The sequence below is a fragment of the Parafrigoribacterium mesophilum genome (assembly GCF_039652555.1).
Taxonomy (GTDB): Bacteria; Actinomycetota; Actinomycetes; order Actinomycetales; family Microbacteriaceae; genus Parafrigoribacterium; species Parafrigoribacterium mesophilum.
This window is the reverse complement of the sequence record NZ_JBDJAF010000004.1, coordinates 1-11,325: the sequence shown is the minus strand read 5'-3', so window position 1 is coordinate 11,325 and position 11,325 is coordinate 1. Positions and strand designations below refer to the sequence as shown.

Sequence of the window (11,325 nt, the reverse complement as noted above, 5' to 3'; positions counted from 1 at the left end):
CCCTCACCCCCCGTCACTTGCGCCCTGGTGTGGTTCCCGCGGCGTGGGAAGGAGCACAACATGCGAGTCAGCGCGTAGCGAGCACCTGGCGGATGCGCTGCAGCAGTTCCGCAGGATTGTCCAGGTCGTCCTTGTTCACCAGGATGACGAACCAGCCGTCCGCCTCCAGACGCGAGACGCGCGTCATGTCGGCTCGGAATGCTGCCGGAGAGTTGTGCAGTTCGCTCTGGTACTCCACGATCACCTTGCGCTCGGGGAAGGCGAGGTCGGCGCGATAGCGGAACCCACCGGAGGTGGTGATCGGCAGGTTGGCGACCACGCCCGGGATTCCGCCCAGGAGCATCACCACACGCAGCCGGGACTCCTGCGGCGACTCCGATGCGGCATCCAGCAGCCCCAGTGCCGCACGCAGCCGGCGCCGTCCGCGGCGGCCCGGGTACCGCTGGAGCGCATCCGTCATGCGCTGTGCGGAGCTGAAGGCGGGCGTATTCCGATCCGCGTGGATGAGGTAGTCGCCCGCGGCCACCAGGTCGGCGAGGGCGAGCAGTGCGCCGAGCTGGCACCAGGTGCGCTCCGGTGAGCAGATCCGCAGCTCCCGCCACACGCCCACGTCACCGGGCGCACTGCCGAGGGTGTGGCCGCGGATGCCTCGCCCGACCGGTGCTCGATGCGGCGGCGGCACCGCCACGTGCAGCACCAGCGAGCGTTCCTGCCGCGCCGGCAGTGGCACGCCGAGGATGACCGCAGCCGTGATGCCGCAAAAGTGGGCGTGCTGCGGCATCTTCTGCTGGTACGCGATGGCCCGCTCGACCAGGGCGAGTTCCCCGACCGCAGGCGTGCGGATGCCGCGAAACGGTCGCTGCAGGTCGTCGCTGCGGAGCCGGTTGCGCCCGAGGCCGGCATCCAGACCCTGCTGGAAGGTGAATGGGGTGGCGCTCAGGTGCGGTGGTAGCGGGATGCGTGGATTCATCCCGGAAGGATGCGCTCAGCGCGACGTCCCTGCCCCGTGTTATCCACAGCACGCTGTCACTTGCGTGTTGTTGTGGTTCCCGGGCCCCGCGAGGGAGCCCTGTATGCAACTGAGCTCACCAGAGGCCCCCCCAAGGACCTGACTTGCGTGTTGTTGTGGTTCCCGGGCCCCAGGAAGGAGCTCTATATGCAAGTGAGCGCAGGTGGCGGGCATGACGGGCGATTCGTATCCGGAGAGCGACGGCGCGGCGGTGATAAGCTAAAACCCCGTGGTGATCAAACATATTGCGGAAACGACCAAGCACATTTTCGTCACTGGGGGAGTTGTTTCGAGCCTTGGAAAAGGGCTCACAGCTGCCAGCCTCGGAAATCTTCTGACGGCACGCGGCCTCCGCGTGGTCATGCAGAAACTCGACCCCTACCTCAACGTCGACCCGGGCACGATGAACCCGTTTCAGCACGGGGAGGTGTTCGTCACTGACGACGGTGCTGAGACCGACCTGGACATCGGCCACTACGAACGCTTCCTGGACATCAATCTGAGCCAGGCCGCCAACGTCACCACCGGCCAGATCTACTCCACCGTCATCGCCAAAGAGCGCCGCGGCGAATACCTCGGCGACACCGTGCAGGTCATCCCGCACATCACCGACGAGATCAAACGACGGATGCGCTTGCAGGCCACCGAGCCGGACAGCACCGGCGCGCCGAAACCGGATGTCATCATCACCGAGATCGGCGGCACCGTCGGCGACATCGAGGGGCTGCCGTTCCTCGAGGCCGCCCGCCAGGTGCGCCACGAGATCGGTCGCGCCAACTGCTTCTTCGTACATGTGTCGCTGGTGCCGTACCTGAGCGCGGCCGGCGAGCAGAAGACCAAGCCCACCCAGCACTCGGTGGCGGCGCTGCGCTCCATCGGCATCCAGCCGGATGCGATCGTGCTGCGCAGCGACCGCGAGGTGCCGGAGTCGATGACCAAGAAGGTCGCGCTGATGTGCGACGTGGACCGGGAGGCGGTCGTCAACGCGGTGGACGTGCCCAGCATCTACGACATCCCGACCATGCTGCACGACCAGGGCCTGGACGGCTACATCATCGAGCACTTCGGCCTGGACGCCGGCGATGTCGACTGGACCGGCTGGCGCGAACTGCTCGACGCCGTGCACGACCCCAAGTACGAGGTGCAGATCGGCCTGGTCGGCAAGTACATCAACCTGCCGGATGCCTACCTGTCGGTCACCGAGGCGCTGCGGGCCGGCGGCTTCGCGCATCAGACCAGCGTGAAGATCCACTGGATCCCCTCCGACGAGTGCGCCACCCCGGAGGGCGCGGCCCGGCTGCTCTCGCACCTGGACGGCATCTGCGTGCCCGGCGGCTTCGGCATCCGCGGCATCGAAGGCAAGGTCGGCGCGCTGAAGTTCTGCCGGGAGAACGCCATCCCGGTGCTCGGCCTGTGCCTGGGCCTGCAGTGCATGGTGATCGAATACGCCCGCCACGTGGTCGGCCTCGCCGACGCGTCCTCCTCCGAATTCGACCCGGACACTGAGCACCCGGTGATCGCCACCATGGCCGAGCAGGTCGACATCATCGCCGGCGGCGACCTGGGCGGCACCATGCGGCTGGGCCTCTACCCGGCCGACTTGGCGGAGGGTTCCATCGTGCGCGACCTGTACGGCGCGCCGGTGATCTCCGAACGGCACCGCCACCGGTACGAGGTCAACAACGCCTACCGGCAGCAGCTCACCGACGCCGGCTTCGTCTTCTCCGGGATCTCCCCGGACGGGCAACTGGTCGAATTCGGCGAACTGCCGCGGCAGACGCATCCGTTCTACGTGGGCACGCAGGCGCATCCGGAACTGCGCTCGCGGCCGAACCGCGCGCATCCGCTGTTCCGCGGCCTGATCGGCGCAGCCCTGGAGCGGCAGCAGGCCAGCCGCCTGTTCGAGGTGGCGGATGCCGTCACAGCCTGACGCGGCAACGGCTCCGGATGCGGTGGAGCTGGCGGACGATCCCTGGACGGCCGAGATCCGCCTCAGCGAGGTGGTCTACCACGGCGCGGTGTGGGACATCCGACGTGACCGCTTCGACTACGGCGACGGCGAAATCGTGCGCGAATACGTCGACCACACCGGCGCCGTCGCGGTGCTCGCCTGCGACGAGCAGGACCGGGTGCTGCTGATCAAGCAGTACCGGCATCCGATCGGCGCCCGCGACTGGGAAATCCCGGCCGGGCTGCTGGACGAGGACGGCGAGCCGCCATTGTCCGCCGCGCAGCGGGAACTGGCCGAGGAAGCCGACCTGGCCGCGACCCGCTGGGACCTGCTCACCGAGTTCTTCTCCTCCCCAGGGGGCAGCAACGAAGCAATCCGGGTGTACCTCGCTCGAGGTCTCAGCCCGACCGCCACGTTCGGGCGTTCCGCCGAGGAGGCCGACATCGAGACCAGATGGGTCGACCTGGACACCGCGGTCGGCGCCGTGCTCGAGCGGCGCTGCGCCAACGCCATCCTCGCCAACGCGGTGTTGGCCGCCGCGGCGTCCCGCGCCCGCGGCTGGAGCAGCCTCGGCGACGCGGGCGCCCCGTGGCCGCGGCACCCCAAGTCGCAGCGCCGAATGAATGAGCCACGAAACGACGAGCCTCGAAAAAACGAACGCTGACCGACGTGATGGAGCTGGCCCGCGCCCTGGACCGGTACCTGCGGCATGTGTCCATCGAACGCGGGCTCTCGGTCAATACCGTCGCCGCCTACCGCCGCGACCTCGGGGCGTACCTTCAGCTCCTCGCCGAGCGAGGCATCCAGACTCCGCAGGCGATCGGGCAACATGATGTGGCGGCGTTCGCCGCGGCGCTGCGCAGCAGACCGGAGGACCCGCTGGCGGCATCGTCGGTGGCGCGGATGCTCTCCTCGGTGCGCGGGTTCCATCGCTTCCTGCTCGACGAGGGCCTGGTCGAAACGGATGTCGCCGCGGAGACGAAACCGCCCAAGCTCGCCAGTCGGCTGCCGAAGGCGATCACCGTGGAACAGATGGCGACGCTGCTGGCCACCGCGGACGGCGACGACGTGCGGTCGCTACGGGACAAGGCCCTGCTCGAACTGCTGTACGCGACCGGAGCTCGCATCTCGGAGGCCTCCGCGCTGGACGTGGATGACATCCTCAGCTCGCAGGAGTCCAGCAGCGCCGACACCGTGCGGCTGTTCGGCAAGGGTGGCAAGCAGCGAATCGTGCCGCTGGGAAGCTACGCCCGCGCCGCCCTGGACGCGTACCTGGTGCGCGGCCGGCCGACGCTGGCCGCCCGCGGCGCGGGTACCCCGGCACTGTTCCTCGGGGCTCGCGGTGGGCGGTTGTCTCGTCAGAACGCGTGGCTGATCGTGCAGGCGCGCGCCGGCCAGGCGCAGCTGGGTGTGACCATTTCGCCGCACACGTTCCGGCACTCGTTCGCTACTCACCTGCTGGCCGGCGGGGCCGACGTCAGGGTCGTGCAGGAACTGCTTGGGCACTCCTCGGTGGCCACCACGCAGATCTACACGCTGGTCACCGCGGACACGCTGCGGGACATGTACACCAGCGCGCATCCGCGGGCTCGCTGAGTATTCCCCGAGCGTCGCGCAACGTGCCGCGCGCTTCCGGGACGCCGTGGCAGGCCCGGTTAGAATCGACTCACCGGTGATCGGTGAGCCCAAGGTAAAGGATTGTCACAGATGGCAGCTAAGAAGGACACCTTGACTGCAGAACTTCCCGGTTTGGAGGCCCCGGTCCTCGGGCCGACCGGCCGGGTGCGCCGTATTTTCCCCGAACCCAAACAGCTTCGCGGGCACGGTCCTGCCCGCATCATCGCCCTGTGCAACCAGAAGGGCGGCGTGGGTAAAACCACCACCACGATCAACCTCGGCGCCAGCCTGGCGGAGTGCGGGCGCCGGGTGCTCGCCGTTGACTTCGACCCGCAGGGTGCACTGTCCGCGGGGCTCGCCGTGCCGACTCACGACGTGCCGAACATTTACGATCTGCTGCTGGGCACGATCAAGGATCCGCGCGAGGCGATCCAGAAGACCGCCGTGCCGAACCTGGATGTCATCCCCGCCAACATCGACCTGTCCGCCGCCGAGGTGCACCTGGTCAACGAGGTCGCCCGGGAGCAGATCCTGGCCAGGGTGCTGCGCGGCGTAAAGGACGACTACGACATCATCCTCATCGACTGCCAGCCGTCCCTGGGCATCCTCACCGTGAACGCGCTCACCGCGGCGCACGGGGTGCTCATCCCGCTGGAGTGCGAGTTCTTCGCCCTGCGCGGGGTGGCGTTGCTGGTGGAGACCATCGAGAAGGTGCGCGACCGGCTGAACCCGGCCATCGAACTCGACGGCATCCTGGCCACCATGTTCGACTCGCGCACGCTGCACGCCAGGGAAGTGCTCGACCGGGTGGTGGAGACCTTCGGCGAGAAGGTGTTCGAGACCGTGATCGGTCGCACCGTGAAGTTCCCGGATGCCAGCGTGGCCGGCGCCCCGATCACCACCTTCGCTCCGGACCATCCGGCCGCCCTCGCGTACCGGCAGATGGCCAGAGAGTTGATCTTCCGTGGTGACGTCGCTTAGCAGCCCCATCGTCGACGACCCTAGCGACACCGGCAGCACCGGATTCTCCGTCACCCTCAGCAACTACAGCGGCCCGTTCGACCTGCTGCTGTCGCTGATCGCCAAGCACGAACTGGACATCACCGAGATCTCGCTGTCCAGCGTCACCGACGAATTCCTCGCCTACCTGCGCGGGCTGCAGTCACCGGAGGAGTTGGATCAGGCCAGCGAGTTCATCGTCGTGGCCGCCACACTGCTGGATCTCAAGATCGCCGGCCTGCTGCCGCAGGGCGAGCTGGTGGATGCCGACGACGTCGCGCTGCTCGAGGCCCGCGACCTGCTGTTCGCCCGGCTGCTGCAGTACCGGGCGTTCAAAGAGGTCTCGGTCTGGTTCGCCGACACCCTGGAGCGCGAGTCCACCCGGCACCCGCGACAGGTGCGGCTGGAAGAGAAATACCGGAAGCGCACGCCGGAACTGGTCTGGACCCTCAGCGCCGACGACTTCGCGGCGCTCGCCGTGCTCGCGCTCACCCCGAGGGAGATTCCCGCCGTGGGCCTCACGCATCTGCATGCGCCGTTGGTGAGCATCCGGGAGCAGGCCGCCCACATCGTGGCACTGCTGCGTCGCGGTGAGCCGATGACGTTCCGCCAGCTGATTGCCGGTGCCGAGCAGACCGGCGTGGTCGTCGCCCGATTCCTCGCCGTGCTGGAGCTGTACCGGCGCGCGGCGGTCGGCTTCGACCAGCTCGAGCCGCTCGGCGAATTGACCATCCGGTGGACCGCCCAGTCGTTCTCCGACGAAAGCCTCTCGAACCTAGGAGCCGATTACGATGCCTGAGCCCGCCACCCTCGAGGGCGTCGAGACCGACCCGGATGCGCCGGCCGCCGCCCTGCCGCTGGAACGCTGCCTGGAGGCGATCCTCATGGTCGCCGACGAGCCGCAGAGCCTGGTCAGCCTCGCCACCGCGCTGCGCAGCCCAGTGCCGGCGGTACGGCAGTCGATCGAACGGCTCGTGGCGGACTACGACGGTGTGGACGGCTCGGTGCGGCGCGGCTTCGAGCTGCGGGAGGTGGCCGGCGGCTGGCGCATTTACGTGCGCGGCGACTACGACAACGTGGTGCGCGACTTCGTGCTGGCCCAGAACCCCAGCAAGCTCTCCCAGGCGGCGCTCGAAACCCTCGCCGTCATTGCCTACAAGCAGCCGATCAGCCGCGGCGCGATCGCCTCGATCCGTGCCGTCAACGTCGACTCGGTGGTGCGCACCCTGCTCGGCCGTGGCCTGATCACCGAGGCGTTCACCGACAGTGAGACCGGTGCCATCCACTACGCGACCACGGATGCGCTGCTCAGCCAGCTCGGCCTGAACTCGCTCGACGAACTGCCGCGCATCTCTCCGCTGCTGGCGGACGGTTCGGAAGGCTTCGATGACCTCCGCTGAACCGCGCGACCCGGCCGCAGAAGGGGTGCGGCTCCAAAAACGGATGGCCGCAGCCGGCGTGGCTTCCCGCCGTGCCAGCGAGATCCTGATCCAGGCCGGCCGGGTGGCCGTCAACGGTACCGTGGTCACCGAACTGGGCCGACGGGTGCGCGACACCGACTTGGTCTCGGTGGACGGCGTCGCCGTGCAACTGGATCCGAGCCGGCGGTACCTGATGCTGAACAAACCGGTCGGCGTCGTCAGCTCGCTGCACGATGAGCACGGCCGTCCCGACCTCACCCGGTTCGTGGCCGGCTTCGACGAACGGCTGTTCAACGTCGGCCGGTTGGATGCGCAAACCTCCGGGCTGCTCATCCTCACCAACGACGGCGAACTCGCGCATGTCCTGGCGCATCCGTCGTTCGGGGTGATGAAGACCTACGTGGCCAAGGTCGAGGGCGCCGTCACCGCCGCAACGCTCGCAAAACTGACCGCGGGCATCGACCTGGAGGACGGGCCGATCGCCGCGGACAAGGCCCGCATCATCGGCGCCTCCCGGCATCGGGAAACCATCGTGGAACTCACCCTGCACTCCGGCCGCAACCGCATCGTGCGCCGGATGCTGCAGGAGGTCGGCCATCCGGTGCTCGAACTCGTGCGCCGGCAGTTCGGCCCGCTGCACCTGGGCAACCTCGCACCGGGGGAGCTGCGCGATTTGACTAAAATTGAACTCGGCCAGTTGCTGACGATCTCCCGATCGACGACGGACAACACCGCGGCCGGGAAGAAGAGCTCAGGCGCGTGAACGGATCTCGACTGTCCGGACAGGTGAGGATCGTGGGCGCCGGGCTGCTCGGCGCCAGCGTGGGCCTCGCCCTGACGGCGAAAGGCATCGATGTCATCGTCGACGACAGTTCGCCGGCCGCCCGCGGACTCGCGATCGACTACGGGGCCGGCCGGGCCGCTGTGGACTCGGATGACCCGCAGTTGGTGGTCGTGGCGGTGCCGCCGGATGTGACGGCGGAGGTGGTGCGCGCCGAACTCGCCGCGCATCCGCGAGCCCTGGTCACCGACGTCGCGAGCGTGAAGGCCGCCCCGCTGATCGCGCTGCGTGCCGCCCGCGCGGATGTCGCCCGGTACATCGGCTCGCATCCGCTCGCCGGCCGGGAGCGCGGCGGCGCCATCTCGGCGCGTGCCGACCTGTTCCTGGGGCGGCCCTGGGTGATCACCACCACCGATGAGAACACCGCCGCGCAACTGGGGATCATCGAGGACCTCGCGCTGGACCTCGGTGCCGTGCCGGTGGGGATGGCCGCAGAGGACCACGACCGCAGCGTCGCGCTGATCTCCCACGTGCCGCAGGTGATCGCCTCCCTGCTGGCGAAACGGCTCGTCGACGGCGACCACGCCGCGTTGGGTCTGGCCGGGCAGGGCCTACGCGACACCACCCGGATCGCCTCCAGCGACCCGACCCTGTGGATCCAGATTTTGTCGGCGAACTCCGCCGCGGTCGTGGACGTGCTGCGGTCGTTCCGCGGCGACCTCGACGCGCTGCTTTCGGTGCTGGAGAACCCGGCGGTGCCGGGCGCGCGACGGGCGCTGGCGGAGTCGTTGGCCGCCGGCAACGTCGGCGTGTCCCGCATCCCCGGCAAGCACGGGCAAGACCGCCGGTTCAGTCAGATCGTGGTCATGGTCGACGACCGGCCGGGCGAGCTCGGCCGCCTGCTCAGCGAGATGGGCGAGGTGGGTGTGAACATGGAGGACCTGCACCTGGAGCACTCGCCCGGTGCGCCGATCGGCCTGGCCGAGATTTCGGTGCTGCCGGAGGCAGAGGACCACTTGGTCACCGAATTGGAGGCCCGCGGCTGGCGGATCGCCGAGGCGTGGCGGTGACGGGCGCGCAGGTTGTAGTGGCCGTCGATGGCCCTGCCGGTAGCGGCAAATCCAGCGTCAGCCGCGCCGCGGCCCGCGCGCTCGGCTTCGACTACCAGGACAGCGGCGCCGCCTACCGTGCCGTCGCCTGGAACGCTCTCGAGCACGGCGTGGACACCGAGAACCCGGATGCGGTGCTGGCGTCCCTGGAGCACTTCGACTATCGCATCGGCATCGACCCGGACCGTTACTTCGTCAGCGTCGGCGACACGGACATCACCGCCGCGATCCGGCAACCGCGGGTCACTGCCGTGGTGAGCCACATCGCCCGGATCCCGGCGGTGCGCGAGCGGCTGGTGCGGCTGTTCCGCGAGGTGATCGCCTCCAGCACCCGGCCCGGAGTGATCACCGAGGGTCGCGACATCACCACCGTGGTGGCGCCGGATGCGCAGTTGCGGGTGTTGCTGACCGCATCCGAGGAGTCACGGGTGGCCCGGCGAGCCGCGCAACACGGCCGCACGATCGAGGCGGTCGGGCAGAAGTTGAGTTCCCGGGACGCTCAGGACTCCAAGGTGGTCGACTTCATGAACGCCGCCGACGGCGTTGTGACCCTGGACTCCACGAACCTGGACTTCGACGCCACCGTCTCCGCCCTGGTCACTCTCATCCGCAACTCCGCCCCTCCACCTGCCGAGTAGCGCCCTTGCCCGCTGGTCGAGCCCCGTCGAGACCCTCGAGCAGCCCCCTTCCCGCCCATCGAGTAGCGCCCGAGGAACGAGGCTGCTCCGCTGGTCGAGTAGCGCCCGAGGAACGAGGCTGCTCCGCTGGTCGAGTAGCGCCCGAGGAACGAGGCCGCGTATCGAGACCCCCGCAGATCGTAGGATGGAGTCCATGCCTACCGACGAGCGCGACGACTTCCCCGCCCTGGACGAGAAGATCGCGCAGCGGCTCTCCGCGCTCGACGAATCCGATGCCATCCAGCGGGCGGATGCCTTGCGCGCCGGCCTGCGCGACTACGACCTCGACGATGACGACGCCCGCCTGCTCGAGGAGGCCGTCGAGGGCGCCGACGAGCACTTCTTCCGTCCGGCCCCGCCGGTGCTCGCCGTGGTCGGTCGCCCGAACGTGGGCAAGTCCGCGCTGGTGAACCGCATCATCGGCCGCCGCGAGGCCGTCGTCGAAGACACTCCCGGCGTCACCCGTGACCGGGTCAACTACAAGGGCGGGTGGAACGAGCGCGAGTTCACCATCGTCGACACCGGCGGCTGGGAGCCGGACGCCCGCGGCATCGACGCCTCCGTGGCCGCGCAGGCGGAGGTGGCCGTCGATCTCGCCGATGTGGTGTTGTTCATCGTCGACGCCACCGTCGGCGCCACCGCCACCGACGAGCGCGTCGTTCGGATGCTGCGGGCCACCAAGAAGCCCGTGATCCTCGTCGCGAACAAGGTCGACGATATCCGGCAGGAGCCGGAAGCGGCCTCGCTGTGGAGCCTCGGCCTGGGCCAGCCGTGGCCGGTGTCCGCCGTGCACGGCCGGGGAGTGGCCGACCTCCTGGACAAGGTGCTCACCGTGCTCCCCAAGGTGTCCGCCGTCGCGAAAGACGAGGTCGGCGGGCCGCGCCGGGTCGCCATCCTGGGCCGGCCGAACGTGGGCAAATCAAGCCTGCTGAACAAGACCGCGGGGGAGGAGCGGGTCGTGGTCAACGAACTGGCCGGCACCACGCGCGACCCGGTGGACGAGCAGATCGAACTCGGTGGCAAGTTTTGGCGGTTCGTGGACACCGCCGGCATCCGTCGCCGCGTGCACCTGGCTCAGGGCGCCGACTTCTACGCGACGCTGCGCACCACTGCGGTGCTGGAGAAGGCGGAGGTCGCCGTCGTCCTGATCGATGTGACCGCGCCGATCAGCGTGCAGGACCTCAAGATCATCGACCTGGTGTTGGAGTCCGGGCGGGCGCTGGTGCTGGCGTTCAACAAGTGGGACCTTCTCACCGATGACCGGCGCACGATGTTGGATCGGGAGATCGAGCAGGACCTCGCTCACGTGACCTGGGCGCCGCGGGTGAATATCTCCGCGAAGACCGGCCGGCACATGGAGAAGCTGGTGCCGGCGCTGGAGCTGGCGCTGGAGTCGTGGGACACCCGCATCCCGACCGGCAAGTTCAATGCGCTGCTGGCGGAGCTCACCGCGGAGCACCCGCATCCGGTGCGCGGGGGCAAGCAGCCTCGCATCCTGTTCGGCACGCAGGCCTCGAACCGGCCGCCGACGTTCGTGCTGTTCACCACCGGATTCCTGGATCCGCAGTACCGTCGGTTCATCACCCGCCGGCTGCGGGAGCTGTACGGCTTCGAGGGCAGTCCGATCAACGTGAACATGCGTGTCCGCGAGCGCCGCCGTCGCTAGCTGTACTGCCCAGGGAGGTTGGTTAACCGGGTGATGGGTGGTTTGGCTCCGGTGGCGGTGTGGGGCCTGTGGTGATTGTATTCGTGGAGCCAGGC

Annotated in this window: 11 protein-coding genes; 10 read left to right on the top strand and 1 reads right to left on the bottom strand. The window is 68.7% G+C overall.

Going from position 1 to position 11,325, the window contains the following annotated elements; translation table 11 throughout:
* Positions 1–67: 67 nt before the first annotated feature.
* Positions 68–970 (bottom strand): endonuclease domain-containing protein, encoded by a 903-nt coding sequence (locus ABFX56_RS13175; RefSeq protein WP_346233809.1) that lies wholly within the window; start codon positions 968–970, stop codon positions 68–70.
* Positions 971–1,244: 274 nt separating this feature from the next.
* Between ABFX56_RS13175 and pyrG the strand changes: the two genes are divergently transcribed.
* From pyrG to der, 10 genes are all read left to right on the top strand, one after another.
* A complete protein-coding gene (gene pyrG / locus ABFX56_RS13170) occupies positions 1,245–2,939 on the top strand; it encodes a CTP synthase (RefSeq protein WP_428834454.1) in 1,695 nt (564 codons plus the stop codon).
* Positions 2,923–3,624, top strand: a complete 702-nt coding sequence (locus ABFX56_RS13165; RefSeq protein ID WP_346233807.1) for an NUDIX domain-containing protein — start codon at positions 2,923–2,925, stop codon at positions 3,622–3,624. The genes pyrG and ABFX56_RS13165 overlap by 17 nt, the downstream gene beginning before the upstream one ends.
* A gap of 8 nt (positions 3,625–3,632) precedes the next feature.
* A complete protein-coding gene (xerD, locus tag ABFX56_RS13160; RefSeq protein ID WP_346233975.1) occupies positions 3,633–4,556 on the top strand; it encodes a site-specific tyrosine recombinase XerD in 924 nt (307 codons plus the stop codon).
* Between the two features lie 111 nt (positions 4,557–4,667).
* Positions 4,668–5,558, top strand: a complete 891-nt coding sequence (locus ABFX56_RS13155) for a ParA family protein (protein ID WP_346233806.1) — start codon at positions 4,668–4,670, stop codon at positions 5,556–5,558.
* A gap of 7 nt (positions 5,559–5,565) precedes the next feature.
* Positions 5,566–6,375, top strand: a complete 810-nt coding sequence (locus tag ABFX56_RS13150; RefSeq protein WP_428834453.1) for a segregation and condensation protein A — start codon at positions 5,566–5,568, stop codon at positions 6,373–6,375.
* Complete coding sequence (gene scpB / locus ABFX56_RS13145; RefSeq protein WP_346233804.1) at positions 6,368–6,976, top strand: SMC-Scp complex subunit ScpB; 609 nt, start codon at positions 6,368–6,370, stop codon at positions 6,974–6,976. Before ABFX56_RS13150 ends, scpB begins: the two co-directional genes overlap by 8 nt.
* Positions 6,963–7,760 carry a pseudouridine synthase gene (locus tag ABFX56_RS13140; protein WP_346233803.1) on the top strand — a complete coding sequence of 266 codons (798 nt, stop codon included), beginning with the start codon at positions 6,963–6,965 and terminating at the stop codon, positions 7,758–7,760. The genes scpB and ABFX56_RS13140 overlap by 14 nt, the downstream gene beginning before the upstream one ends.
* Entirely contained in the window at positions 7,757–8,848 is a 1,092-nt protein-coding gene (locus ABFX56_RS13135) for a prephenate dehydrogenase (RefSeq protein WP_346233802.1), read from the top strand. Before ABFX56_RS13140 ends, ABFX56_RS13135 begins: the two co-directional genes overlap by 4 nt.
* Complete coding sequence (gene cmk / locus ABFX56_RS13130) at positions 8,845–9,525, top strand: (d)CMP kinase (RefSeq protein WP_346233801.1); 681 nt, start codon at positions 8,845–8,847, stop codon at positions 9,523–9,525. The genes ABFX56_RS13135 and cmk overlap by 4 nt, the downstream gene beginning before the upstream one ends.
* 193 nt (positions 9,526–9,718) lie before the next feature.
* On the top strand, positions 9,719–11,230 hold the full coding sequence (gene der, locus ABFX56_RS13125; RefSeq protein ID WP_346233800.1) for a ribosome biogenesis GTPase Der: 1,512 nt from the start codon (positions 9,719–9,721) through the stop codon (positions 11,228–11,230).
* Positions 11,231–11,325 lie beyond the last annotated feature (95 nt).

What these genes read in the sequence shown, in the direction of transcription:
- ABFX56_RS13165 (WP_346233807.1), top strand. Translation starts at nt 2,923, where the DNA reads ATGCCGTCACAGCCTGACGCGGCAACGGCTCCGGATGCGGTGGAGCTG.
- ABFX56_RS13140 (WP_346233803.1), top strand. Translation starts at nt 6,963, where the DNA reads ATGACCTCCGCTGAACCGCGCGACCCGGCCGCAGAAGGGGTGCGGCTC.
- ABFX56_RS13155 (WP_346233806.1), top strand. Translation starts at nt 4,668, where the DNA reads ATGGCAGCTAAGAAGGACACCTTGACTGCAGAACTTCCCGGTTTGGAG.
- scpB (WP_346233804.1), top strand. Translation starts at nt 6,368, where the DNA reads ATGCCTGAGCCCGCCACCCTCGAGGGCGTCGAGACCGACCCGGATGCG.
- der (WP_346233800.1), top strand. Translation starts at nt 9,719, where the DNA reads ATGCCTACCGACGAGCGCGACGACTTCCCCGCCCTGGACGAGAAGATC.
- ABFX56_RS13175 (WP_346233809.1), bottom strand. Translation starts at nt 970, where the DNA reads ATGAATCCACGCATCCCGCTACCACCGCACCTGAGCGCCACCCCATTC.
- xerD (WP_346233975.1), top strand. Translation starts at nt 3,633, where the DNA reads ATGGAGCTGGCCCGCGCCCTGGACCGGTACCTGCGGCATGTGTCCATC.